The following is a 26,490-nucleotide window of genomic DNA, read 5'->3' on the forward strand; positions in this document are numbered from 1 at the left end:
TATTGATACCTATTGACTTGCTCTTAATTCTTCTGCAATCTTTTCTATTTTCCTAAGTCTATGATTTACCCCAGACTTACCAACAGGTGGATCTAACATTTCACCTAACTCTTTTAGGGACTCATCTGGATAATTAAGTCTAAGTTCTGCAATCTCTCTTAAATTTTTAGGCAATCTCTTTAATCCTATTTGACTTTGTATAAGTTTTATACTCTCCACTTGCCTAACTGCTGCATTTACTGTTTTAGAAAGATTTGCTGTTTCACAATTTACAAGTCTATTAACATTATTTCTCATTTCCTTCATTATTCTAATGTTTTCTAACTCTAACAATGAAGTGTGAGCCCCAAGAATATTTAATAAATCCACTATCTGCTCACCTTCTTTTATGTAAATAATAAAAGAATTTTTTCTTTGTATGACTTTTGAGTTTAAACCAAAACTATTAATAAGTTTACATAAATCCAAAGCATACTCTTCACTATGAGTAACAAACTCTAAATGATAAGTTCTTTCAGGGTTGCTTACACTTCCTCCCCCTAGAAAAGCTCCTCTAACATATGCTCTTTTTTCCGCTTCACCTTTAATCATGCTTTCCTGTATTCGATAATTTAAACTCATAACACCATCTACTTCTGCTAGTATTCCTGTATCCTGAAGTAAAGTTCTTACTCCCATTTCTTCATCAATAACAACCATATAAATGTTATTTTTCTTTAATGAATTACTTTTTTTCACCATTAGCTTAGAGTGAATATTAAAATGTATTTTTAACAAAGTAAATATCAACCTTGCACTTGAAGGATTTTCTGTTGTAATTTTAAAAGATAATCCCTTCCCACTAAAACTAATAGTCCCACTTACCTTCATTATAGCCGAAATTTGTGCTAATGCTTCTGATTTACTTAGCTCTGTATATCTTGCTATTTCTCCCTTAACTTTAGCTGAAAATGACATATTAATCTCCTTTAATCTATACTTAATATCCAAATTTATTTCTTTTTATAACACTTAATTATAGCATAAAACAATAATTCTTGTACTATTCAAATTTATCCTATATTCATATCAATAATACTAAAAAGAAGCACAAATTCATTACTTCTCGTGCTTCTTTTCTTCTTTTTCTCTTTCTTTAATTCTTTGAGATAAGTACATGTATTCAAATATTTTCTTTTTATCATATAACAATTTCTTTTCCATTACTGTATCTATCAATACTTCTGCTAACTTTTCCGAATCATGTTTCACCGTATTGTTATTAACTTTTGCTATATTGGATAAAACTAGATGTACCCCTAAATCTTTAATTTCCTTTTCATCAACTTTCACTGGTATAGAATTATCCTCCTGATATTGATCTTTAACATCATCGGATAACTGGCCGGAATTAGCTATAACACAATCTACTATATCTCGCCCACCATACCTTTTTATTACCTTTAAATGATCTGAAACAGTAAATCCATCGGTTTCTCCTGGTTGAGTCATTATATTTGAAATATATATTTTTAGTGCCTCACTTCTTCTAATTGCTGTACTTATCTTTTTAACCAGCAAGTTAGAAACAACACTAGTATAAAGACTCCCAGGTCCTATTACTACAGCATCTGCTTCCTTAATTGCTTGCAAAGCTTCTGGTAAAGGTTCTGCATCTTCCGGATTTATTATTAACCTTTTTATTCTCGATTTTTGTTTAATAGCTTCTTCTGGAATCTGAGATTCCCCACAAACTGTTTTTCCATTTTCAAGTGTTGCAACTAATTGCATATCATCTAGTGTTACAGGTAAAACTTTTCCCGTTACTGCCAGTACAGAACTCATTTTTTGTACAGCATCTTCAAAATTATCTGATATGCCTGCCATTGCTGCTAGAAACAAGTTACCAAAACTTTGATTTTTTAATCTCCCATCTTGGAATCTATACTGTAGCAAATCGTGCATTAAAGGCTCTGTATCTGCTAAAGCTAATATACAGTTTCTTATATCCCCTGGCGGAAGCATCCCTAGGTCTTCTCTTAGATCACCAGAACCTCCCCCATCATCACCTACTGTTACTATGGCTGTAATGTTAGATGTATAATATTTCAACCCTCTAAGCATGGTTGAAAGTCCAGTTCCACCACCTATTACTACTATTTTAGGCCCTTTAACTAAAAGTCTTTTTTCATAAATAAGACTTTCTATCTTTTTGCTATCTAAAGATACTTTTAAGTAACCTTTATTAATCATAACTATTATTGATTTCATAGTTTCTGTAACAGCAGTATATATTACAAATATCCCTGTTATATTAAGAAAAATATAAAAAACTCGATAATATATATCATAAACTCTACGAGTCACTAATTCTGTAAACCCAAAAGCTATAAGTAAAACTCCTAAAACACCAAAAACTATCCACCGCTTAACTTTAATACCAGGTTTTAACCAATCTGTAAACCTCATAGTTTCTTTACTCCTTTATGAAGATCCTCACTTATATCTCTATGTTCTATCTTTGCATCAAATCCATCATTAGATAACAATTCGTGAACAGCATTAGCTATAGCCACTGAACGATGTCTTCCTCCTGTGCATCCTATTGATATAATTAATTGTCTCTTTCCTTCTTTTATATAATTAGGAATTAAAAACTTTAACATATCTTCTAGTCTTGTTATAAATCCTTTTGTTTCTTTTTGATCTAAAACATATTTTTTTACAGGCTCATCATCTCCAGAATACTTTTTAAGTTCTGGTATATAAAATGGATTTGGTATAAATCTAACATCAAACACTAAATCAGAATCTACAGGTATGCCATATTTAAATCCAAAACTTAATACTGTAACAGAAAGTTGCTTTTCTGGTACTACTGCATCTCCAAAATATTCGTTTATCTTTCCTCTTAAATCCCTTATTGCATATTTAGATGTATCTATTATTATATCTGCCCTATCTTTTACCTCTCTAAGCTTCTTTCTCTCAGCATTAATCCCATTAATAACTCTACCTTCTGGAGATAATGGATGACTTCTCCTTGCCTCTTTAAATCTCTTCACTAATATTTCATCTGAAGAATCTAGGAATAATATCTCATACTCAAACTCACTCTTCTTCAAATACATCAATGATTCAAAAAGATCATCAAAGAATACTCCGCCTCTTATATCTATTACTAATGCAGCCTTCTCTATATTCCCACCACTGCATGCTTCTGCTAATTTAGGAATAAGCTTAGGTGGTAAATTATCTACGCAAAAATATCCTATATCTTCTAGACTTTTTGTTGCTTCAGTTTTTCCAGCTCCTGAAAGTCCTGTAACTATAATAAATCTCATACTTTTCCTCCTAATCCTATCTCTTTATTCAGTTATATTATATCATATATTTATTAATCATTTCATAATTTACAATCAATGTTTTGTTCTTAAATTTTTATTGATTTTTTATAAAAAGTAAGCCATCTAAAATAGAAATTGAATCTCTATTTTAGACAGCAACTAAAATCTTAATCTTCACCTAATATTCTAACTTCCGGATGCAACTCCACACCGAACTGCTTCTTAACTTTATCTTGAACATGAGCTATCAAATCTAAAATTTCTTTGGCTGTAGCTCCACCTTTATTTATAACAAACCCAGAATGTTTTTCTGAAACGGCTGCACCACCTATAGAATAACCTTTAAGCCCAGCATCTTGAATCAACTTACCTGCAAAATATCCTTCTGGTCTTTTAAATGTACTTCCAGCAGATGGATATTCCAATGGTTGTTTTTCTTCTCTTCTTCTAGTAAGTTCATCTACCCTATTCATAATAGCTTCCTCTTCGCCCAACTCTAGCTGGAATATAGCACTCACTACAACAAACTTTTCCTTCATAACCTTTGAAGTTCTATACCCTAATTGAAGCTCATCTCTATCAATTACTATAATGTTTCCATTACTATCAATTACTTCTGCCTCTTTTATTACATTTTTTATTTCTCCATCATAGGCTCCCGCATTCATGAATACAGCTCCACCTACAGTTCCCGGTATTCCACATGCGAATTCAAATCCAGTTAATGACTTTTCCAAAGCTTTAGCCGATACGTCTTTAAGTAATACTCCAGCTTCTGCTTTAATAAAATTACCCTTTGTCTGGATATTATTTAGGTTAGTCAACTTTATTACTACGCCTCTTATACCCCCATCCTTAACTAAAAGGTTAGATCCATTGCCTATAATATAATAAGGAATATTATTCTCTTTGCATACTTCTATAGAGCTTACCAATTGTTCAACAGTTGTTGGACTTAATAATATATCTGCTGGACCTCCAACTTTAAAATATATATGCTCACTCATTTTTTCATTTATCTTTATCTCATTTTCTAAATAAATCTCTTTAAAAAAATCTTTAAATTTAAAATATTGATTCATATTTAGCTCCTTGAAATTATTATTAAGCTTAAAAATTTAAAACTTTCATTTACTAAGTATAAAGTATAACATTGTATTAAACAAGGTACAACTTTCTTTTTTGGTATTTATTATAGCAAATACTTAAAATATTGTTACTTTTCTTTAAAATAACTTATTATACTTTCAGACGATCTCTTATCCATGCTAGGTGTATCCATAAGTTCTTCCAGTGTAGCTTTTTTTATATTTTCGACACTTCCAAATTTCTTCAAAAGCATTATTCTCCTTCTTTCCCCAATTCCAGGCACATCATCTAATACAGAATGTAATACTCTTTTATCTCTAACAGCTCTATGATATGTAATAGCAAACCTATGCACTTCATCTTGAACTCTTCTTATAAGTTGCATTAAATTTGAATTTCTATTTATCATTATCTCTTCATTATTGTAGATAATCCCTCTAGTTTGATGCTTATCATCCTTAACCAAGCCACAAACATCTATATTTATATCTAAAGATTTCAAAACTTCTAGAGCTATATTAACCTGACCTTTTCCTCCATCCATCATAATTAGATCCGGGAAATTAGAAAACTTTCCTTTGGAAAATTCTAAATTTCTAGATTTAATCTCTTCAATTTCTCTTAGTCCATGCTCAAATCTTCTAGTCAATACCTCTCTCATACTACTATAATCATCGGTACCTCTTACTGTCTTTATCCTAAATTTCCTGTAATCACTATTCTTCGCTTTTCCATCTTCAAATACTATCATAGTTCCTACAGAATCAGCTCCTTGAATATTTGAAATATCATATGCCTCTATTCGATAAGGAGCTTCATCTAAATTTAGTACCTCTTCAAGTTCACTTAAAGCTATGCGATTAATTTCTTTTTCTTTAAGTATTTTATCTTTAAATTGTTCTAATGTAAGTTTTGCATTATTTTTTACCAATTCTAAAAGATCTTTCTTTTCCCCTCTTTGAGGAATCTTCAACCACACCTTAGAACCTCTTTTAATTGTAAGAAACTCTTCTAACAGTTCTATATCCTCAATTACTGGTACATATATAGTTTTTGATACTTTAGCCGCCCCAGAATAAAAAGTAGTTATAAACTGAGATAAAAGTTCTCCATCTTCTTCATCTGCACTATTTTCTATAATATAATGTTCTCTACCAGTTACCTTTCCCTCTCTCATAAAGAATACTTGGATACAAGAATCTTTTTCATCCTTATATAAATTAATAAAGTCTTCATCGCCTTCAACAACCCTGAATACTTTTTGTTTTTCAACTAAGTTATTGATAGCTAACATTTTATCTCGCAAAGATGCAGCTTTTTCAAAATTTAGCTCCGAAGAGGCTTTTTGCATTTCTTCTTTTAATCTGCTTACTATAGTCCTATCTTTTCCACTTAATATATCAACAATTTCATTAATTATCTTACTGTAATTTTCTTTAGAAATATATCCACCACAAGGTGCTGTACATTTTTTTATATGATAATTTAAACAAGGTCTAACATCTTTCATTCCTTCTTGAATATTCATCTTACAAGTTCTTATAGGAAATATCTTTCTAATTAATCCCATAGTTTCATGGACTGCTGTTACATTGGTATAAGGTCCAAAGTATTTATTCCCATCCTTAATAAAATTTCTAGTCATAAATACTCTTGGGAAATCCTCATTTAAAGTGACTTTTATAAAAGGATAAAACTTATCATCTTTTAATGCTATATTATATCTAGGTCTATATTTCTTTATTAAGTTTCCTTCTAAAATTAACGCTTCCATTTCTGAATCTGTAATTATATATTCAAATTCTGAAATATTTTTCACCATGCTTTTTACTTTTTGAGAATGATTTTTCGAATTTTGAAAATATTGCCTCACTCTATTTTTTAAGATTTTAGCTTTTCCAACATATATAATTTCTCCAAGAGAATTTTTCATTAAATATACTCCCGGCTTATCTGGTAATATTTTTAATTGATGTTCAAAATCAAACATAACAACACCTCCTCCTTATGAAAATTGTTAAAGGCTGCCTAAATAAAATAAATTTTATTTTAAGGCAGCCACCTTTATGATTGTTTCCAAAATCTTTATAACTATTTTAAAGCAGCTTGTATAACAGCAGCTGCTACTGGAGCTGCTGATGTAGCCCCCCAGTTACCATTTTCCACTATTACAGCCACTACCACTTTAGGATTGTCAGCTGGTGCAAAACCTATAAACCACGAATGTGGAGTTGCAAGATTCCCATTAGCATCTGTATGATCAGCAGTTCCTGTTTTTCCTGCCGCATTTAATCCTCCAAAAGCAGATGATAAATTAGTTGATACTAAAGCTTTCATATATTCAGTTATTGTAGCCGCATCAGATGAACTTAATACTTGCCCATACTTCTTTGCTGAAACTTTCTTCACTGAATTTTTATTTTTATCTACCACTTCTTTAACTAGAGTTGGCTCCATCATTATTCCATCATTTGCAATACTGCTAGCAGCTAAAGCCATTTGCATAGGTGTTGCAAGTATGCTACTTTGCCCTATTCCTGATTGTGCTATCATTCCAACTTCACTATTATTCAATGTTGGAAATTTGCTCTGTGATATTTGAAATCCTTCTGCTGGTATAGTCTTATTAAATCCAAACTTTTCAGCAGTAGCTTTCAACTTATCATTTCCAAGTTCTCCAGCCAAAGTACCAAACACAAAATTACTTGATTTAACAAAAGCAGTCTTTAAGTTTATATCTCCATTTGCAACACCCAGAGCATTAGAAAGGGATTGTTTAGAATTAAATACAAGTTTACCTGTATCATTAAATATCCTACTTTGAATTCCTGATATATTCTGAAGAGCACTTGCTGTAGTAATAGGTTTAAATGTTGAACCTGGAGGATATAACCCTGCAACAGCCCTATTCATAAAAGGACTATTTTCTGAAGCCCCTGAATTAGCAGCTGCCATTGCTGCATCTAAGTTATTAGGATCATATGTAGGCTTTGAAACCATCGCTAATACTTCTCCTGTTTTTGGATCAAGTGCGATTACAGCCCCTTTACGATCTCCCAGCGAATTATAAGCCACTTTCTGAATATTAGTATCTAATGTTGTAATAACTCCATTTCCAACCTTTTTTTCCTCTGCTCCTCTTGTTTTAAAAGCCTCTTTTAATGAATCTATGCTAAAATCTTTTAAAAATGTCCTTAGACCAGTTTCAACACTGCTATAAGAAGACAATTCAGCATCATATGCATCCTCTAGCCCTGTAAGCCCATACTTTTGATTTACATACCCCAATGCATGAGTATATAAATCTCCATTAACATATTTACGAGATTGAGTTAAATCTCCAGTCTTTTCACCTGTAGTTAACGCAGTTCCATTTCTATCATAAATAGTTCCTCTTAAAACCTCATTTCTCTTTGCCCACAATCTTTTATTTCCAGTACTTGCTGCAAGATCTGGAGCTTGAAAAGCTTGAAAATAAGCTATATATGAAATAAGGGCTACAAAAAAGAATAGAAATACTACCATTACTTTTTTTACACTATTTCTAAAATCATTCATATTCTAGCCCTCCTCTGAAATCTTTTGTAATATTCCCAATGCGAAGAAAGCAGTCAAAATAGAACTACCACCATAACTAACAAAAGGAAGTGTTATACCTGTAAGCGGAATAATTGCAAATATACCACCAATTATAACTAAAGCCTGACAAGCTATCATAGTACTTAATCCTACTGCAGTTATTTGAGAAAACTTATTGTCTGTTATAAAAGCTACCCTTATTCCTCTATAAAATAGCAAAAACATTAATATCATAATACCTATTCCGAAAACCATACCGAATTCTTCACATATAGCTGCAAATATGTAATCTGATGTAGCTACTGGTACAAACCCCGGATACCCTTGCCCTAATCCTGATCCAATCATTCCACCTGATGATATTGAATATAACCCCTCAACAAGTTGATACCCATCTTCATTGGAATATTTCCATGGATTTCTCCATATCATAACTCTTTGTCTGACATGCCAAAATAATTTATATGCTAAAGTCGCCCCTAATGCAAACAAGCCCAAACATGCAAATACATACTTTTTCTTTGATGTAGCAACATAAAGAACCGAAACTGCTACCCCAAAAAATATCAAAGCTGATCCTAAATCCTTTTGCAGTACCAAACATCCTAGAACTAACATAACTACAATAGCTGGCTCTATTAACTGTTTTATATGAGCAAATCCTTTTTTCTCATTATCAAAATCTTTGAGTACCGAAGCTAAGTATAAAACTAATGCAATTTTACCAAATTCCGATGGTTGAAATCCGTGACTTCCAATATAAACCCAGTTAGTTGCCCCATAAGTTTTAGTACCAAAGAGCAGAGCCAATGGCATAAAAAACGCTGTAGTTCCTAGATATATATATTTCCACTTTGACAGTTTCCCCATGTCCGGCAATAATATAACTGATAATATATAAATAGTAATACCTGCACTAACCCAAACGACTTGGCTTAATGCCTGATCCTGATCAAGTCTATATATCATAGCTATACCTACTACTGATAATATACAGGCAAAGATAAGCAAAAATTTATCTCCATCTGGATAGAATTTTCTTATTACAAAGTGTGATAATCCTATTACAACACACAAAACTCCTCCCATGATAAGAGCTTTTCTATCAATAGGATTATCTTTTATCGCTAATTTTCCGAAAAGAACTATACAAAATATATAAGTAATTAATAATAGCTTCAATTCATCTTTTCGCATCTTCATATAATCACCTCAATTGTTGCTTCTATAGTACTTTAAAACTAGTTGATCCTATTTTTATCTCATCTTTACCAAAAAGTTTTGCTTTCCCAGCCACTTTTCTTCCGTTCACAAAAGTTCCATTTGTACTATTTAAATCTTCAATAAATAAAATATTATTTTTTATAACAAATCTAGCATGATTTCCTGATACATGTTGATCTGATAGAATAACAGAATTATCATCTTTTCTTCCTAAAGTAACTACACCTCTAACAGGTATTACAGTTCCCTTTTTTAAGTTCTCATTTCCGTCTACTTCCAAAACTTCAATTCCGTAACTCTTCTTTCCTTGTGGTCGTTTTCTACGCCCTCCGCCTTTTACATCCTTGTACATTATTTTAAGTGCAAAATATATTATTACATACAAGATTATTATAAACGCTATACCAAATACTATAGCTGAAAATTTCGAAAAATCCATATCTCCACCTCAAATCTATTTTTTTGCCTAAATAGATTATACAACAAAACTAAGTAAAACCCTAATCCTTATGTTACAAATTATCTCCTATTAATCAACTAAAATCCTTTTTAGATACTTTCCAGTATAAGATTTTTCGTTTTCTGCAACTTTTTCTGGTGTTCCTTGACACACTAATGTACCACCTTTATCTCCACCTTCTGGTCCAAGATCTATAATATAATCTGCGCACTTTATCATATCTAAATTATGCTCAATTACTACAACAGTATTTCCTACATCAACTAATCTTTGAAGTATTTCTATTAATCTCTTAACATCATCAATATGAAGACCTGTTGTTGGTTCATCTAAAATGTATAGAGTTTTTCCTGTACTTCTTTTAGATAATTCATAAGCTAATTTTATTCTTTGGGCTTCTCCTCCAGATAATTGTGTTGAAGGTTGACCTAATCTAACATACCCAAGTCCAACATCAAATAATGTTTGTAATTTATTTTTTATTCTTGGTAAGTTTTCAAAGAAAGTTAATCCTTCTTCAACTGTCATATTTAATATATCATCAATATTTTTTCCTTTATACTTTACTTCTAAAGTTTCTCTATTATAACGCTTACCTTTACAAACTTCACATGGAACATATACATCAGATAAAAACTGCATCTCAATTTTAATTATGCCATCACCTGAACAAGCTTCACATCTTCCACCTTTCACATTGAATGAAAATCTTCCTGGTTTATATCCTCTCATTTTTCCTTCTGGTGTCTGCGCAAACAATTCTCTTATTATGTCAAATGTTCCAGTATAAGTAGCTGGATTAGAACGTGGAGTTCTTCCTATTGGACTTTGATCTATATCTATAATTTTATCGATATTTTCATAACCCAAAATCTCCTTATGATTTCCAACAGGGTTCTTGCTCCTATTTACTAATTTATTTAATCCTTTATATAATATTTCATTAATTAGAGTACTCTTACCTGATCCTGATACCCCTGTTACCATAGTTAGTGTTCCAAGTGGCACAGATACATTAATATTCTTTAAATTGTTTTCCTTCGCCCCCTTTATTGTTATTTTCTCTCCATTCCCCTTACGTCTAGCATTAGGCAGCTCAATTTTTTTCTTTCCAGTTAAATACTGCCCTGTAATAGAATTTTCGTTATCCATAATTTCTTGAAGCGTTCCAGTTGCCACTATCTTTCCACCATGCTCTCCTGCTCCCGGACCTATATCTACAATATAATCTGATTCTCTCATTGTATCTTCATCATGCTCAACTACTACAACAGTATTTCCTACATCTCTTAAGTTTTTAAGAGTTTTAATTAGCTTATCATTATCTCTTTGATGAAGGCCTATACTTGGTTCATCTAGTATATATAACACTCCCATTAAGGATGATCCAATTTGAGTTGCTAACCTAATTCTTTGAGCTTCTCCACCAGACAATGTTCCTGAACTTCTCGCTAAAGTTAAGTAATCTAAGCCAACATCAACCAAAAATTGCAATCTACTTTTAATTTCTTTTACAATTTGTTCACTAATAATTTTATTCTTTTCAGAAAATTCTATGCCATTTATAAAATCTAATTCTTCTTTTATCGGTAATTTAGTAAATTCACTTATGTTTACTCCACCAACTCTTACTGCTAATGCTTCCTTTTTAAGTCTATCCCCATGGCATTTAGGACAATAGTTATCACTCATATACTGTTCTATTTCAGTTTTAATCAAATCAGAGTTAGTCTCGTTATATCTTCTTTTTAATGAATTAATTTCACCATCATAAGCATGATTATAAACAGATTTCACTCCTTCTTTCACATATTCAACCTTAAGCTTTTTCCCCTTAGTCCCATAAAATAATATATCAATTATGCTAGGTGACAAATCTTTAACCGGAGTGTGTAAAGAAAAATCATATTCTTTTGTTAATGCTTTTAAAATAGCAAAAGTCCACGACTCCTCCTTTAATCTGCCTTCTCCCCAAGTTGCTATCGCACCTTCCATTATACTTAATTCTTTATTAGGTATAACTAAATCTTCATCTATCTCATATAAAGTTCCGAGCCCATCACAACAATCACATTTACCAAATGGTGAATTAAAAGAAAATAATCTTGGTGCAAGCTCATCTATACTTATTCCACAATCAGGACAAGCAAACTTTTCACTAAACATGATATCTTCGCCGCCTACTATATTTATTAAAACTAATCCTTCCCCCTGTTTTAACGCAGTTTCTAACGAGTCACTTAATCTTCCCTCGATCCCTTCTTTGACAACTATTCTATCAACTACAGCTTCAATATTATGCTTATTATTTTTTTCTAACTTTATTTCTTCTTCAGTAAGGTCATATATTTTCCCATCCACTCTTGCTCTTATAAATCCATTTTTCTTTATATTATCAAGAACCTTTTCATGCATACCCTTTCTTCCCCTAATTATCGGAGCTAAAATTTGAATTTTTGTTTTATCCCCAAGAGCAATAACTTTATCAACAATTTGGTCAACAGATTGTTGACTTATTTCTTTCCCGCACTTTGGACAATAAGGAGTTCCTACTCTTGCATATAGTAATCTCAAATAATCATATATTTCAGTTATAGTTCCTACAGTAGATCTAGGGTTTTTACTTGTAGTCTTCTGATCTATAGAAATAGCTGGTGATAATCCTTCTATATATTCTACATCTGGCTTATTCATTTGCCCTAAAAATTGTCTTGCATAAGCTGATAGTGATTCAACATACCTTCTTTGTCCTTCTGCATATAATGTATCAAAAGCTAGCGATGACTTACCCGAACCCGAAAGTCCAGTAAATACCACTAGTTTATCTCTAGGAATTTCTAAATCTACGTTTTTCAAATTGTTTACTTTAGCACCTTTAATAATTATTTTATCTTTCATATTTATGTTTCCTTCCACATTTCTATATTTTATTTATACTTTTCAATTAAATCTCTAAGTTCTGCTGCTCTTTCAAATTGCAGATTCTTGGCTGCGTCCATCATCTCTTCTGTATATTTTTTAACTAAAGCTTTCTTTTCTTTTGCAGTTAACTTCTTTGTTTCCTCTTCAGCCACATAATTTTCTTCTGATTCTGATACTTTTGTAGCTTCTATTACATCTCTAACATCCTTAATTATCGTAGTTGGTACGATTCCATGTTCATTATTATATTCTTCTTGAATCTTTCTTCTTCTATTAGTTTCCTTAATAGCTCTATCCATAGATCCTGTAATATTATCTGCATACATTATTACCTTACTTTCTGCATTTCTTGCTGCTCTTCCTATTGTTTGAATAAGAGAAGTTTCTGACCTTAAAAATCCTTCCTTATCTGCATCTAATATTGCTACAAGTGCTACCTCTGGAATATCTAGTCCCTCTCTTAAAAGATTAATTCCAACTAAAACATCTTGTTCTCCTAGCCTTAATTCTCTTATTATTTTCATTCTCTCTATAGTTTCAATATCAGAATGCATATAAGTTGCTTTCACACCAAGTTCTGTTAGATATTTTGTTAAATCTTCTGCCATTCTCTTAGTTAAAGTTGTTATTAAAGTCCTAAATCCTCTTTCTGTTGTCTTTACTATCTCTCCATATAAATCGTCTATCTGTCCTTTTACTGGCTTAATTATAATTTCTGGATCTAATAAACCTGTAGGTCTAATTATTTGTTCCGCTACCACTGATGAATTATCCAATTCATATTGAGCTGGAGTTGCACTTACAAACACAACTTGATTTATCTTTTTCTCAAACTCAGGAAATTTTAGAGGTCTATTATCATAGGCACAAGGTAATCTGAAACCATATTCCACTAAGGTATTTTTTCTAGACCTATCTCCTGCATACATAGCTCTTACTTGTGGTAATGTTACATGACTTTCATCAATGAACATTAAATAATCTGCTGGGAAGTAATCTAAAAGTGTTTTTGGAGGAGTTCCTGGATCTCTATTATCAAATACTCTTGAATAATTTTCTATTCCAGTGCAATATCCCATTTCTCTAATCATCTCTATATCAAAATTAGTTCTCTGTCTAAGTCTTTGAGCTTCTAATATCTTATCTTGAGCATTAAGCTCTTTTAATCTCTCTTCTAATTCATCCTCTATCTTACTAATTGATTTTTCTAAAACTTCTGAAGAAGTAGCAAAGTGAGAAGCAGGAGTAATTGCCACATGATCTCTTTCTCCTAAAATAGTCCCTGTAAGCACATCAAATTCTCTTATTCTATCTATTTCATCTCCAAAAAATTCTATTCTTATACCTTTATTCGATAATGAAACGGGAACTATATCCAAAGAATCCCCTCTCACTCTAAAAGTACCTCTAGAAAAATCAATATCATTTCTTTCATACTGAATCTCTATAAGTTTTTTAATAATTTCATCTCTTTCTTTTTCCATCCCCACTCTTAAACTAAGAGTTAACTTCTTATATTCGTCAGGATTACCTAATCCATATATACAAGATACTGAAGCAACTATTATAACATCTCTTCGCTCAAATAATGCCGATGTTGCTGAGTGCCTTAACTTATCAATCTCATCATTAATTGATGCATCCTTTTCTATGAAAGTATCAGTCTGAGGCACATATGCTTCAGGTTGATAGTAGTCATAATAAGATACAAAATACTCAACAATATTATCAGGAAAAAATTCTTTGAATTCTGCACATAATTGAGCTGCCAGTGTTTTGTTATGAGCTAACACTATAGTAGGTCTTTGTAATTTTTCTATTATATTTGCCATAGTAAATGTTTTTCCAGAGCCTGTTACTCCTAGTAAAGTCTGACTCCTATTATTACCATTTATTGAATCTACTAATTCATTAATAGCTTGTGGCTGATCTCCTGTAGGCTTATATTTTGAATGTATTCTGAATTTTCCCATACTATCACCTTTTTCTTTTAATCGAACTTATATTCGTATTCTTATTTTACTTTTTCTCACTTTCATAGTCAAGAAAATTGAAATAACAAAAACTCTTTTAAAAGCAGTACTTACTGCCTCCAAAAGAGTTTTTTCTAAAAACTTATTTTTTATTCTTATCTTTTATATTTTTTAACACTTCTGAAAACTTATCATTATCAAAAGAAACTATTTTTCCCACATCAACAAACTTAGGAACCAAAACAACTCCTAATCTTCTGTTATTTTCTTGCTTTAAAGAAAATTCCTTTATTTCTCCAGCTTTATCTTTAATTTTTAGGTTTAGACAATTCAAACTTTCCTTAATTATCGAATAAATATCAGCTTCAGTATCAATTACCTTATCATTTACTGATACTATTCTATCCCCAGCTTTTAATCCTATCTCATGAGCTTTTGAAAAAGGAACAACATCTAATATAGCTATTCCACTTTCATCACTAACAAATAAAGGTATTCTCTTTTCTTCAATTTTTCGTTGAATTACCAACATCCCTTCATGGGCTAGGGGAGCAAATATGATTACTGCAATCTTTCCTATCATACCTAAACTTCCAAGTTGAGCTACCAAAACTAAAATTATTCCATATGCCAATATGAATATCCCCGAAGATACAGCCTTCTCTCTTTTTCTTCTTGTAAATGTCAACGAAGAATATCCTAGCACTCCGAATAATGGAGATAAGCTCAATATTGCTGATTTAACCAAATTAACTATATTATCGTATCTTAGTATAGGCCACCACTCAGGAGTTCCAATACTATCCGTTCCTACCCCACCGCTACTTATTGTTCTATATGCAATAAATATAGCCACCGGTAATATCCAGTACCTACCAAATGCATATCCACCTAAAATCTTTCCTTTTTTATTAGAAAATACCGGCACTGCCCCTCTAGATCCATCAAACATAACCAATAATGCTTCTACAATATGCATAACACCTACAAAAGTCATTAACATAACTATATCCAAATTAAATAATGCAGTTCCATCACTTGTTTTTATATTAAAATAAGAAAATATTAAACTTATTCCGCCTAATATTGCCCCTGAATATGAAAAACATACCAACCTAGGCTTTATAAACATTAGAAGTATTGAAATCATAAACAAGAATTCTATTCCTGAATTTTCATCAAATATTACCCCTAAATAACTTAAAATAATACTCGCCAATATTCCTGCAAATATACCTAAAACTATTTGAGATAATGTTAATTCAAGTGAAGAATTGACCTCTTCACCTATTACCATTCTTTGCATTGCAACTAGTTTCCTATTTTTACTATAAAAAACTATTCCTAATATAATCAACATAATCATTAAAGAGGGCTCTACAATTACATACGCCACAGATCTTAATGTATATATAATTAAATCCATAAAAGTGAGCCTCCTATTTAATCTTTTCCCTAATTACCTCTAATCCTTTTTTAAATTGAGGATCTGTTTTTCTAGAGTATTCTTTATCAACATCTTCCTTTGATAACTTCACTTCATAATCAGGCTTTATGCCAACTTTATGAATATTTTCCCCATTAGGTGTATAAAAATTATCTATTGTTATTTTAAGGGCACCTTCAGTCGTCTTAAGGGTAAATGGTGCTTGAGCAACACCCTTTCCATAAGTATTCATACCCACAGTTTCTGCAATTCCATAATCTCTTAACGCCCCTGTGAGAACTTCTGAAGCACTAGCTGTATTTCCATCAATCAATAAAACAACAGGCATCTCTTGCCCTATTCCACCCTTTGATAAACTTTTCTTTTCTTTATTAAACTTATTATTTAATGTTGTAATGACTTTACCCTCTGGGATAAACTGTGAAGCGATACTCTCAGCTTCTGTAAGAAATCCACCACCGTTTCCTCTAATATCTAAAATTAAGCCAGTCATGCCAGAACTTTTCAAATCAGACAAAGTATTAATAAATGATGTTGATGCATCTTCATTAAAATCTTTTAATCTTATATATCCAACTTTATCTTCAACCATTTCTCCAAAAACCGACTCTGTCTTAATTTCTTCTTTTGTAAGTTCAACATCAAATGTATTTTTTCCCTCCCTCAAAATAGTAAGTTTTGTACTACTTTTATTTGCATTAGAAATCAATGATATTGCTTTACCTGAATCGCTACCAATTTCTTCTCCATCTACTTTAACAATTATATCTCCAGCTACAAGTTTAGCTTTATCTGCTGGCTTATCAGCTTCAACATCTACTATCACAACTGCATTATCTTTTGCAAGTATGCTAACACCTATTCCAACCCTCAACCCTGAATTAGACAGATTAAATTTCTTATACTCATCTTTAGTCATATATACGGTGTATGGATCTTTTAAACTAGCTGTCATCCCTTTAATTGCTCCATCTAACAAAACATCATCTTCTACATCACCATTATAATTATCAATTAAAGTCTGTCTAGCCTCAAATAATCCAGCATATTTGCTATAATCTTGTGAATACTTTACAGCTTTTGAATACTGACTTGCATTAGGGCCTATAAACAATCCAAATCTTGCAGCTAAATTCCCTGCAAAAAATGATATTAATATTACACCTATACTCCCTAATGCAACGTAAGATTTCCCCTTACTTTCTTTCATTTTTTTTTCTTTAAATTGGTTCATTCCAAAAGCTTCCTTTCCAACACAAGATTAGATTTGTACAGTAAATATTCTATTCTTATTTTTTATAATTATACTACTAAGAACTTTCTTAAAGCTGCATAACTTGCAGTTCCACCAACAACTATAGATCCTAAGATAAACTTCCATAATAGATTAGTGAATACATAGCTAGGAACTACTAAGTTTACCATTAACAACTTAGATGCAATAAATGCAAATAAAGCCTTATACACTAAAAATACTGCTATTGTTGAAAAAATAGCTCCAAAAAGTGCAATAACCATACCTTCTATTATAAATGGCCACCTTATAAACCAGTCTGTAGCACCAACAAACTTCATTATTCCAACTTCTCTTCTTCTTGAATATACTGTTAATTTTGTAGTATTCATTATTAAGAAAATAGAAACTCCTATTAAAATTACAAATAAAACTACTCCTATTATCCTAATACCTTTAACTACATTTTGAACTGTATTGATTATTTCTTGTTGATCATTTACACTTTCAACACCCTCTAAATCTTTTACCGCATCACTTATATCTTGTGCATAGCTTGGATCTTCAAGTTTAACTATGTACGATTCTGGGAATGGATTATTATCAAAATTATACCCTTGTAATAAGCCCTCACTTTCACTCATACTTTCCTTGATATTATTATAAGCTTGTTCCTTAGATTCATATTCTACATCTTTTACTCCAGGTTGTTCTCTAAGCTTAACTTCAATCTCTCTTTTATCAATCAATTTTATATCATTTGTTAGAAATACCTTAAGTTCTACTTTTGATTCTACTCCTTGTATTGCCAAACTAGCATCCTTTGCTACAATTGAGAAAATTCCCAAAACCATAAAAGTAATTAATACAGTTATTGTCGATGCAATACTTATCGTCTTATTTCTCCTTAAACTCTTAAATGCGTCACCTATTAAATAGCTAATCGTATTAATCTTCATTTTGATACATCCCTCTTTTCTCATCTCTCGCTATTTCGCCAGCTTCCATTGCTATAACTCTTTTCTTCATGGTATCAACTATATCTTTTGCATGTGTCGCCATCAATACTGTAGTCCCTGATTTATTGACATCGTCTAATAATGACATTATCTCTTTTGCAGTTTCAGGATCTAAATTTCCTGTTGGTTCATCTGCTATTAAAACATTTGGATTATTTACTATAGCTCTTGCTAAAGATACCCTCTGTTGTTCTCCTCCGGATAATTCATTTGGAAACATCTTGTATTTGTGTGAAAGTCCAACTAGAGAAAGCACCATTGGAACTCTTCTTCTTATTTCTCTTGGTGACGCTTCTACTACCTTCATAGCAAATGCAACATTTTCATACACGTTTAAATTTGGTATTAATCTAAAATCTTGAAACACCATACCTATTTTCCTTCTAAAATAAGGTACTTCCTTTCTTGATAGGTTCCCTAATTCCGTATCATCAACCTGTATTTTCCCAGTAGTAGGTTCAACTTCTTTAAGTAACATCTTTATAAAAGTTGACTTACCTGCTCCTGATGGCCCTACAAGGAATACAAACTCTCCATTTTCTATGTCCACATTTACATCTGACAGTGCCTTAACATTATTATCATATATTTTAGAAACATTTTTAAACCTAATCACATTACCACTCCTTAGTTTTTATGTAAGCATCCATTATTCATCCTTTTCCATAGTGCCATTATAACATAACACTTCAACAAACGACCATCCCTGCCTATATTATATATTTTTTTTGCATTTTTTCAAATACTATTAATTGCTAATCTTCAATTATGTTCCCAAATCCTTTTCCTAAAACCTCTTGAGCTTCATTTACTGTAATGAACGCATTTGGGTCTTCTGCTTTCATAAATTGCTTCAACTGTATAAATTGCCTTCTATTTAATACTGTAAATATAACGGAATTGCTTTCACCAGTATAACCACCCTTACCATTAAATACTGTACAACCTCTATCGACATCTTTCATAATATAATTTACAACTAATTCCTCCTGATCTGTAAATATAATAACTTGCTTACATGAATTAAACCCATCAATAAATTTATCAATTAATGTACTACTTAGATATACACTTAACAATCCAAACAACCCAAGCTCTATACCAAAGTTATACATGGCCAACAAAATTACTACTGAATCTGATATTAATAACCCTTTTCCTATGTCCATAGAAAAATATTTGCTAAGTAATTTTGCAGTAATACTTGTTCCTCCAGTAGATGCCCCTTGAGAAAACACAACTGCAGATCCTACTGCTGTCACTGCACTTCCAAAAAATGTAGCTAGCATTAAATTATCAGTAATTGCTGTAGCTAACCCAAACTTTTCAATAGCTGAAAGAATTATTGACACTCCAAATCCAGCATAAATACTTTTTACACCAAAATTCCCTCCAATAAAAAAGAACGCTAAAACAAAAAGTATCCCATTACAAATAAACATGACTGGCCCAGCATCTAAATTAAATATATCTTGAAGGACTAAAGCTAACCCAGCTATCCCTCCTGATGCAATTTTATTTGGGAAAAAGAAAAATTCTAATCCAACTGCAACAATAATAATTCCTATAGTAATTAGTAAATATTCTTTGAACTTCTTCATATGTTTTCTCCTTGCTATTCAATTTCCATAAAACCTTCACCTAGAACCTCATATGACTCTCTTACAGTAATAAAGGCTCTTTTATCAATTCCTTTTATAAATTCTTTTAGTTTTATAAATTCACTTCTACCTATAACTGTATAAATTACTTTTATATCTTTTTCACTATATACTCCTACCCCTTTTAGATATGTACATCCTCTATCTAAATCTTCTAAAATAAATTTGCTTATTTCCTCATATCTGTCACTAATTATCACTATTTCCTTGCTTGAATTAAATCCGTCAATAAATCTATCTATAGTAATCCCTAAAATAATAACACTTAACATAGCATAAAATCCGATATCTAGCCCAAAAACCATAGCCGCTGCAAATGTTATTATAATATCTACTATCAACAATGACTTTCCAATATTAATATGAAAAAACTTGTTCAAAATTTTTGCTAAAATGTCTGTTCCTCCTGTTGATGCATTACAATTAAAAACAATAGCCATTCCAAAAGCTGATATTATTGTTCCAAATGCGGTCGCTATTACCAAATCAGTAGTAATTGCAAACGGATTGAAAAACTTTTCTATCCCCCACATAACTACTGATAATCCTAAACTTGCGAATATAGTTTTAGCACCAAAATTTCCTCCTATTAGCATAAAAGCTGCTGCAAATAATGCTAAATTTAAAACAAGTGTTATAACTCCTACACTTAAGTTTGGCACCAAGTTATTTAGAACTATAGCTATCCCAGTTACTCCACCTGCTGCTAACTTATTAGGTGCAAAAAAGTACTCTACTGATAATGCAACTAATATAATTCCAAAAGTAATTAGCATGTAATCCTTAATTAATTTTTTAGTCATATACTTATTCCTCCATATTAACATTCTCATATATCATTATAATTCCTATTGTGGAAAAAAAATATCCTAAACAAATGTTTTATATTTTTATAATTCCCAATATATTATACAATATATTGCCTATGTTTCTAAAAAAATAAATGTACAATAAGCAAATCCCAATAAAAGATAAAGTTTAAATCAAATTACCTTTCACTGCAAATTGCTAATTGTACATTAAGTTCTATCTTATATAATTCAAATTATACCTACTTATTGTTATTTCATCTCAATTGCCTTTTTAACTTTTACCACTATATCTGCAGATGTTAATCCATACGCTTTTAATAATTCACCTGGCTTTCCACTTTCACCAAAAACATCATTAACTCCTAATTTCAAAACTGGTACAGGAAATTCTTCAGATATCACTTCTGAAACAGCCGATCCTAGTCCTCCAATTATGCTATGTTCTTCTGCTGTAACTATTGCCTTAGTTTCTTTTGCTGCCCTAATTATAAGTTCTTTATCTATTGGCTTAATAGTGTGTATATTTATTACTTTAGCCCTTATTCCTTCTTTTGCTAATATATCTTTCGCTTCTAAAGCTGCTTCTACCATAATCCCAGTAGCAATTATAGTAACATCAGTTCCTTCTGAAAGAGTAACACCCTTACCAATCTCAAATTTATATTTTTTTTCATCATTAACTGTTGCAACAGCCATTCTTCCTAACCTTACGTAACAAGGGCCTTTCACATTAGCTATAGCTTTTATAGCAGCCTCAGTTTCTACATCGTCTGCGGGATTTATTACTATCATATTTGGTATGCTTCTCATAAGCGATATATCTTCAATAGCTTGGTGCGATGCTCCATCTTCACCAACTGTTAGCCCTGCATGAGTTGCACATATCTTAACATTTAAATTAGGATAACAAATTGAGTTCCTAATTTGCTCAAAAGCTCTACCTGCTGCAAACATAGCAAAAGTACTAACAAAAGGTATCTTTCCACATGTTGAAAGTCCTGCTGCAACCCCCATCATATTTGCTTCTGCAATTCCCATATTAAAAAATCTTTCTGGAGCAACAGTCTTAAAATTTGCTGTCTTCGTAGATTTTGAAAGATCTGCATCTAAAACCACTGCATTTTCATTTTCATTTGCTAGTTCTGCCAATGCTTTTCCATATGCTTCCCTAGTTGCTACTTTGTTTCCCATTATCTATCCCCTCCTAATTCTTTAATTGCCTTTTCACATTCTTCTCTATTTGGAGCTGTCCCATGCCAACTTGCTTCATTTTCCATGAAAGAAACACCTTTGCCTTTTACAGTATTACATAATATAGCAGTTGGTTTATCCTTATATTTCTTAGCACTTTCTATAGATTCCAATATTTCGTCATAATTATGTCCATCTATAGTAATTACATTCCATCCAAAAGCTTCAAACTTCTTGTCAATAGGCGATGGATTCATTACCTTAGTTATATCTCCATCTATTTGTAATCCATTAAAATCTATAAATATAGTTAAATTATCTAATTTATAATGAGCTGCTGACATTGCAGCTTCCCATATTTGACCTTCTTCTAATTCTCCATCCCCTAAAACTGCATATACTCTATAACTCTTTTTATCCAATTTTGCAGCCAGAGCCATACCTACAGCAGCAGATGTTCCTTGTCCTAATGATCCTGTAGACATATCTACTCCTGGTACATCATTCATATTAGGATGTCCTTGCAATTTTGAACCTAACTTTCTCAAAGTAGTTAACTCTTTTGGATCAAAATACCCCCTTCTTGCAAGAGCACTATATAATACTGGCGCTGCATGCCCTTTTGACAATACAAATCTATCTCTATTTTCATCTTTAGGATTTTCAGGATTAATGTTTAATTCATTAAAAAATAATGTTGTAACAATATCAGTTGCTGATAGTGATCCTCCTGGATGCCCTGATCCTGATGCAGTTAACATTTCTATTATATCTTGCCTAATTTGTTTAGAAATTTTAATTAATTCTTCTTTACTTTTCTTCATTGCAATATCCTCCTAAAAAATTCTGTATAATATATTCTCTATTTTTTCCCTAAATTAATAATATTATTTTAACATAAATAAATCTGTTTGAATACTCTAATCCAATTATTATGATCACTTTTTAATGTAAACATTTTATATAGTATATACTTTTATTTAATTGTGATACTCTTTATGCATTTTATTAAAAATAATTATACCAAAGTTAATATGTAATTCACGGAAATAATTTATAAATAAAAAAATCGAGATAGATTTCTATCTCGACCATCTTTTTAGCTTGTACTTATTTACCCTAAACTTAAACTAATTAGTAATGCTTTATTTACCTTTATCATATCACTTTCAGTCATATGTCCTATTTTTTCCTTCAACCTTTTTTTATCGAGGGTTCTTATTTGTTCTAAAAGCACTACAGAATCCCTATTCAGCCCATATTCTTCAGATGATATTTCTACATGAGTAGGTAATTTGGCCTTATTAATCTGTGATGTTATTGCTGCTACAATCACTGTTGGACTATATCTATTGCCAATGTCATTTTGCATTATTATCACAGGTCTGATTCCTCCCTGTTCTGAGCCTATTACCGGACTTAAATCAGCATAAAAAATATCTCCTCTTTTTACTACCATAGTCGTCATTTGAAAAATCACACTCCGCAAAGCCATGTCTCATAATTTTTAATATCAGCTAGTTCACTTTCATTATCAATTGCAAGTTGTAAGTTTATTTGGCCCATCTCTATATATCCATTTCTCATTGATTCAAAATCTTCCAAGGATTTTTTTTCTTCATTACATTGTATTAGATTACCATCAAATAATGACCTACTTTTTACACTTTGCACTTCTTTTTTTGTTTTTGATTCCCATGACGATGACATATCTTTCCCTCCTGGTAGTAAGAGTTTATGTATAATTAAATTATATTGCAAATAATGTCAACATGTCAAAGGGTTTGATGATCTTTTTCCTATTTTTACAAAATATTTATTTAGTAATGCATAATATTTCTTTATGATAAATTAATTAATCATATTTTAAATAGTTTCTACCACTTCCAGCCATCACTTTATCTATTCTAGCCAATATTAATTACAGACTTTATTTTTGTCTCACTTTATATCTCTCATATGTTCATTTATCAAAATAGTTCTGTATCCATTTCTTCTGTATATCTAAAATCTTTGTAAACAATTGTTAACTTTTCATCTCCGTTTATATCATAAACTTTTGTTACCATAGGACTTTTGTCTTTTTTGTTTATATATAACTTAGCCGAATTCATGTGACTATTCTTAAAAGGAAGAGCAATTTCTACCTCCAAATATTTTATATCCCCCCATTCTTCTGCATTTTCTTCAACATTTTTGATCTCATTTGATAGCAAATTACTAGTAAATGCTAATGTATAAACTTCATCTAAATCTCCATCAATCTTATATTCATCCCCATTATCATTCATGTTAATATAGCCATCTTTATAAATCTTAACTCTTTCTTGACCAAATTCTATTCTCATCCCTCGTTCTTTAAAATAATAAATATTTGCCTCATCTTTATATTCTCCCTTAGTATTCTTTATTATATATTCAACTTTTGAAGAATATGATTTCGCATTTTTCACAGATTCAAGTATCTCTTCATTTGTTGGGTAATATAAATGTCTAAAAATAATAACTAATATTATTGAAATGAACGGTATTATTAATAAAAATAATAATATATTGTTTTTTTTTATTTCCACCTTCGCAGATCCTCCAATTAAAATTACTCATTAATACTAATATTATTTCATCAGAGGAATTATTCTATTTTATTAACATATATTCCATAGTTTTAGGAATTTCCTCGATAATGTCTCTTGCATTAACAACATATCTCTCCTTACCTAAAACATCTCCAATCATTCCATGCATATAACAACCTAACTTGGCAGAATCAAATAGGCTTATTTTTTGGGCTATCAATGCTCCAATTATTCCCGAAAGACAATCTCCCATTCCTCCAGACGCCATCTTACTACTTCCTGTATTGTTTATTACTACCAAGTCACCATCTGAAATAATAGTGTTGTATCCTTTTAACACAGTTATAATTCCATATTTTTTCGAATAACTTCTGCAAATATCAATTCTATTTGCCTCGACATATTGAATACTTTTTCTGATCAATCTAGACATTTCTCCTGGATGAGGGGTAAATATCCCTCTTCCACATATACTATCTAATAGCTTAACATCTTCACCTATTATACTTATTGCATCTGCATCTACTAAAATAGGGCATTTGCTATTAAATATACAGTTTCTTAACATGTCCTTATTGCTACTACCATTTCCAAGCCCAGGTCCACAAACTATAACGTCTGCCTGCTTTATCAGTTCATCTACTCTATCTTTATCATCATAACAAACAGTCATAGATTCAACTAATTTGCCTGCAAGTATCGGCTGTATATCTTTTTCTATTAATAATGTTACAAGCCCAGCCCCTGTTCTTACCGCTGCCTCAGTAACCAAATAGGCAGCTCCTGTAAATCCACACCTTCCAGCTAAAATTAAAACTCTTCCATAGTTGCCTTTATGCCCATACAAATTTCTTTCTGGTATCATTTTTCTATATTGAGCATTATCTAATATTTTAATGCCTTCACTAAACTTCTCCTTAACATTATTCGGTATACCTATTTTTACAATGGTAATTCCCCCCAAATAATTTTTCACTCCTGAATTAAAATATCCTTTTTTCAGTACTTCAACCACAAACGTTTCATTGGCTTTTATTGATGCATTGAGCACTTCTCCAGTATCACCATCAAGTCCAGATGGATTGTCAATTGATATAACATAATTTGCATTTTCATTTATAAATTCAATTAACTTGAGTATTACTCCCTCAACTCGTCTATTAATTCCACTTCCCAAAATTGCATCAACTAAAATATCTTCATATTTTACTTTGCTTTGAACTTTGATTATATCTTGTTCACTATTTATAATTTCTATTTCAGCCATCATTTTTACTAATATCTCATAATTAACTTTAAATTCAAAACTGCTTTTTTTTAGGTCTCCAACCACATAAATCTTAACTTCTTTTTCTTTTATTATCAATTTTCTAGCTATTGCAAGACCATCTCCGCCATTATTTCCAGTACCGCAAAAAAACACAAATTTATTTCCTTTATTAATCATATTGCAAGCCATTTCATGTGCAGCATTCTCCATTAAAATAATAGACGGAATTCCAATTTCATCAATTGTATACTGATCTAATTCCTTAGCATTTTTTACTGATAAAACTTCCACTTATCTCACCTCTTCAATCACTACAAATGCTATGGCATCCTCACTTGTATGTGATATAGAAACATGTATTTTGCAATTATCAAGACAGTACTTCTCTGTAATTTTGTCATTAATACCCACACTAGGCTTTCCTAAATCATCATGAATTACTTCTATATCTTGTAATCCAAATCCTCTAAACCCAGTTCCAAGAGCTTTACTTACTGCCTCTTTAACTGCAAAAATACCAGCAAGACTCTCTGAATTATTTTTTTTTGTTTTATAATAACATATCTCTAAATATGTAAATGCCCCTTCTAAAAACCTGGGCGTCCTATTAATTATCTTTTCTATTCTTTCTATCTTTACAATATCAGTACCTATTCCCCTTATCATATGCATCACCTTTCTAATATTGTATATTATATCAAACTTTC

General features: G+C 31.2%; 23 protein-coding genes. All 23 read right to left on the reverse strand.

Going from position 1 to position 26,490, the window contains the following annotated elements; genetic code table 11:
• Positions 1 to 9: 9 nt before the first annotated feature.
• Complete coding sequence (gene whiA / locus H9661_RS06985; protein WP_143315963.1) at positions 10 to 957, reverse strand: DNA-binding protein WhiA; 948 nt, start codon at positions 955 to 957, stop codon at positions 10 to 12.
• 141 nt (positions 958 to 1,098) lie between these two features.
• On the reverse strand, positions 1,099 to 2,448 hold the full coding sequence (locus tag H9661_RS06990; RefSeq protein WP_143315964.1) for a gluconeogenesis factor YvcK family protein: 1,350 nt from the start codon (positions 2,446 to 2,448) through the stop codon (positions 1,099 to 1,101).
• Entirely contained in the window at positions 2,445 to 3,323 is an 879-nt protein-coding gene (gene rapZ, locus H9661_RS06995) for an RNase adapter RapZ (protein ID WP_143315965.1), read from the reverse strand. The genes H9661_RS06990 and rapZ overlap by 4 nt, the downstream gene beginning before the upstream one ends.
• Before the next feature lie 170 nt (positions 3,324 to 3,493).
• Positions 3,494 to 4,408: a UDP-N-acetylmuramate dehydrogenase gene (gene murB / locus H9661_RS07000; protein ID WP_191767990.1), complete on the reverse strand. Its 915-nt coding sequence runs from the start codon at positions 4,406 to 4,408 to the stop codon at positions 3,494 to 3,496.
• Between the two features lie 134 nt (positions 4,409 to 4,542).
• A complete protein-coding gene (gene uvrC, locus H9661_RS07005; RefSeq protein ID WP_191767991.1) occupies positions 4,543 to 6,405 on the reverse strand; it encodes an excinuclease ABC subunit UvrC in 1,863 nt (620 codons plus the stop codon).
• A gap of 101 nt (positions 6,406 to 6,506) precedes the next feature.
• On the reverse strand, positions 6,507 to 7,973 hold the full coding sequence (locus H9661_RS07010; protein ID WP_191767992.1) for a peptidoglycan D,D-transpeptidase FtsI family protein: 1,467 nt from the start codon (positions 7,971 to 7,973) through the stop codon (positions 6,507 to 6,509).
• Positions 7,974 to 7,976: 3 nt separating this feature from the next.
• On the reverse strand, positions 7,977 to 9,197 hold the full coding sequence (locus tag H9661_RS07015; RefSeq protein ID WP_191767993.1) for an FtsW/RodA/SpoVE family cell cycle protein: 1,221 nt from the start codon (positions 9,195 to 9,197) through the stop codon (positions 7,977 to 7,979).
• 22 nt (positions 9,198 to 9,219) lie between these two features.
• Positions 9,220 to 9,657 carry an FHA domain-containing protein gene (locus H9661_RS07020; RefSeq protein WP_143315970.1) on the reverse strand — a complete coding sequence of 146 codons (438 nt, stop codon included), beginning with the start codon at positions 9,655 to 9,657 and terminating at the stop codon, positions 9,220 to 9,222.
• A gap of 90 nt (positions 9,658 to 9,747) precedes the next feature.
• Entirely contained in the window at positions 9,748 to 12,576 is a 2,829-nt protein-coding gene (gene uvrA / locus H9661_RS07025) for an excinuclease ABC subunit UvrA (RefSeq protein WP_143315971.1), read from the reverse strand.
• A 29-nt stretch (positions 12,577 to 12,605) separates the two neighbouring features.
• Complete coding sequence (gene uvrB / locus H9661_RS07030; RefSeq protein ID WP_191767994.1) at positions 12,606 to 14,573, reverse strand: excinuclease ABC subunit UvrB; 1,968 nt, start codon at positions 14,571 to 14,573, stop codon at positions 12,606 to 12,608.
• Between the two features lie 142 nt (positions 14,574 to 14,715).
• Positions 14,716 to 15,999 carry a PDZ domain-containing protein gene (locus tag H9661_RS07035; RefSeq protein ID WP_143315973.1) on the reverse strand — a complete coding sequence of 428 codons (1,284 nt, stop codon included), beginning with the start codon at positions 15,997 to 15,999 and terminating at the stop codon, positions 14,716 to 14,718.
• A gap of 13 nt (positions 16,000 to 16,012) precedes the next feature.
• Positions 16,013 to 17,254, reverse strand: coding sequence for a S41 family peptidase (locus H9661_RS07040; protein WP_191767995.1), 1,242 nt, complete (start codon positions 17,252 to 17,254; stop codon positions 16,013 to 16,015).
• A gap of 68 nt (positions 17,255 to 17,322) precedes the next feature.
• Positions 17,323 to 18,213, reverse strand: a complete 891-nt coding sequence (gene ftsX, locus H9661_RS07045) for a permease-like cell division protein FtsX (RefSeq protein ID WP_143315975.1) — start codon at positions 18,211 to 18,213, stop codon at positions 17,323 to 17,325.
• Positions 18,203 to 18,889 carry a cell division ATP-binding protein FtsE gene (gene ftsE / locus H9661_RS07050; protein WP_143315976.1) on the reverse strand — a complete coding sequence of 229 codons (687 nt, stop codon included), beginning with the start codon at positions 18,887 to 18,889 and terminating at the stop codon, positions 18,203 to 18,205. The genes ftsX and ftsE overlap by 11 nt, the downstream gene beginning before the upstream one ends.
• 139 nt (positions 18,890 to 19,028) lie before the next feature.
• Positions 19,029 to 19,874, reverse strand: a complete 846-nt coding sequence (locus H9661_RS07055; RefSeq protein WP_143315977.1) for a YitT family protein — start codon at positions 19,872 to 19,874, stop codon at positions 19,029 to 19,031.
• A 14-nt stretch (positions 19,875 to 19,888) separates the two neighbouring features.
• Positions 19,889 to 20,737, reverse strand: coding sequence for a YitT family protein (locus H9661_RS07060; RefSeq protein WP_143315978.1), 849 nt, complete (start codon positions 20,735 to 20,737; stop codon positions 19,889 to 19,891).
• Positions 20,738 to 20,995: 258 nt separating this feature from the next.
• A complete protein-coding gene (locus H9661_RS07065; protein ID WP_191767996.1) occupies positions 20,996 to 21,937 on the reverse strand; it encodes a transketolase family protein in 942 nt (313 codons plus the stop codon).
• Positions 21,937 to 22,761 (reverse strand): transketolase, encoded by an 825-nt coding sequence (locus H9661_RS07070; protein ID WP_143315980.1) that lies wholly within the window; start codon positions 22,759 to 22,761, stop codon positions 21,937 to 21,939. The genes H9661_RS07065 and H9661_RS07070 overlap by 1 nt, the downstream gene beginning before the upstream one ends.
• A 290-nt stretch (positions 22,762 to 23,051) precedes the next feature.
• Positions 23,052 to 23,405, reverse strand: a complete 354-nt coding sequence (locus H9661_RS07075) for a type II toxin-antitoxin system PemK/MazF family toxin (protein WP_143315981.1) — start codon at positions 23,403 to 23,405, stop codon at positions 23,052 to 23,054.
• 8 nt (positions 23,406 to 23,413) lie between these two features.
• Positions 23,414 to 23,647, reverse strand: coding sequence for a hypothetical protein (locus tag H9661_RS07080; RefSeq protein WP_143315982.1), 234 nt, complete (start codon positions 23,645 to 23,647; stop codon positions 23,414 to 23,416).
• Between the two features lie 260 nt (positions 23,648 to 23,907).
• Positions 23,908 to 24,510 (reverse strand): germination lipoprotein GerS-related protein, encoded by a 603-nt coding sequence (locus tag H9661_RS07085; protein ID WP_143315983.1) that lies wholly within the window; start codon positions 24,508 to 24,510, stop codon positions 23,908 to 23,910.
• Between the two features lie 64 nt (positions 24,511 to 24,574).
• Positions 24,575 to 26,074, reverse strand: a complete 1,500-nt coding sequence (locus H9661_RS20000) for an NAD(P)H-hydrate dehydratase (protein WP_191767997.1) — start codon at positions 26,072 to 26,074, stop codon at positions 24,575 to 24,577.
• Complete coding sequence (gene acpS / locus H9661_RS07095; RefSeq protein WP_191767998.1) at positions 26,075 to 26,449, reverse strand: holo-ACP synthase; 375 nt, start codon at positions 26,447 to 26,449, stop codon at positions 26,075 to 26,077.
• Positions 26,450 to 26,490 lie beyond the last annotated feature (41 nt).

The sequence above is a fragment of the Clostridium cibarium genome, from assembly GCF_014836335.1.
GTDB classification, from domain to species: domain Bacteria; phylum Bacillota; class Clostridia; order Clostridiales; family Clostridiaceae; genus Clostridium; species Clostridium cibarium.

Coding starts and splice junctions, on each gene's coding strand:
- whiA (WP_143315963.1), bottom strand. CDS start 957: ATGTCATTTTCAGCTAAAGTTAAGGGAGAAATAGCAAGATATACAGAG.
- H9661_RS06990 (WP_143315964.1), bottom strand. CDS start 2,448: ATGAGGTTTACAGATTGGTTAAAACCTGGTATTAAAGTTAAGCGGTGG.
- rapZ (WP_143315965.1), bottom strand. CDS start 3,323: ATGAGATTTATTATAGTTACAGGACTTTCAGGAGCTGGAAAAACTGAA.
- murB (WP_191767990.1), bottom strand. CDS start 4,408: ATGAATCAATATTTTAAATTTAAAGATTTTTTTAAAGAGATTTATTTA.
- uvrC (WP_191767991.1), bottom strand. CDS start 6,405: ATGTTTGATTTTGAACATCAATTAAAAATATTACCAGATAAGCCGGGA.
- H9661_RS07010 (WP_191767992.1), bottom strand. CDS start 7,973: ATGAATGATTTTAGAAATAGTGTAAAAAAAGTAATGGTAGTATTTCTA.
- H9661_RS07015 (WP_191767993.1), bottom strand. CDS start 9,197: ATGAAGATGCGAAAAGATGAATTGAAGCTATTATTAATTACTTATATA.
- H9661_RS07020 (WP_143315970.1), bottom strand. CDS start 9,657: ATGGATTTTTCGAAATTTTCAGCTATAGTATTTGGTATAGCGTTTATA.
- uvrA (WP_143315971.1), bottom strand. CDS start 12,576: ATGAAAGATAAAATAATTATTAAAGGTGCTAAAGTAAACAATTTGAAA.
- uvrB (WP_191767994.1), bottom strand. CDS start 14,573: ATGGGAAAATTCAGAATACATTCAAAATATAAGCCTACAGGAGATCAG.
- H9661_RS07035 (WP_143315973.1), bottom strand. CDS start 15,999: ATGGATTTAATTATATATACATTAAGATCTGTGGCGTATGTAATTGTA.
- H9661_RS07040 (WP_191767995.1), bottom strand. CDS start 17,254: ATGAACCAATTTAAAGAAAAAAAAATGAAAGAAAGTAAGGGGAAATCT.
- ftsX (WP_143315975.1), bottom strand. CDS start 18,213: ATGAAGATTAATACGATTAGCTATTTAATAGGTGACGCATTTAAGAGT.
- H9661_RS07055 (WP_143315977.1), bottom strand. CDS start 19,874: ATGAAGAAGTTCAAAGAATATTTACTAATTACTATAGGAATTATTATT.
- H9661_RS07060 (WP_143315978.1), bottom strand. CDS start 20,737: ATGACTAAAAAATTAATTAAGGATTACATGCTAATTACTTTTGGAATT.
- H9661_RS07065 (WP_191767996.1), bottom strand. CDS start 21,937: ATGGGAAACAAAGTAGCAACTAGGGAAGCATATGGAAAAGCATTGGCA.
- H9661_RS07070 (WP_143315980.1), bottom strand. CDS start 22,761: ATGAAGAAAAGTAAAGAAGAATTAATTAAAATTTCTAAACAAATTAGG.
- H9661_RS07075 (WP_143315981.1), bottom strand. CDS start 23,405: ATGACGACTATGGTAGTAAAAAGAGGAGATATTTTTTATGCTGATTTA.
- H9661_RS07080 (WP_143315982.1), bottom strand. CDS start 23,647: ATGTCATCGTCATGGGAATCAAAAACAAAAAAAGAAGTGCAAAGTGTA.
- acpS (WP_191767998.1), bottom strand. CDS start 26,449: ATGATAAGGGGAATAGGTACTGATATTGTAAAGATAGAAAGAATAGAA.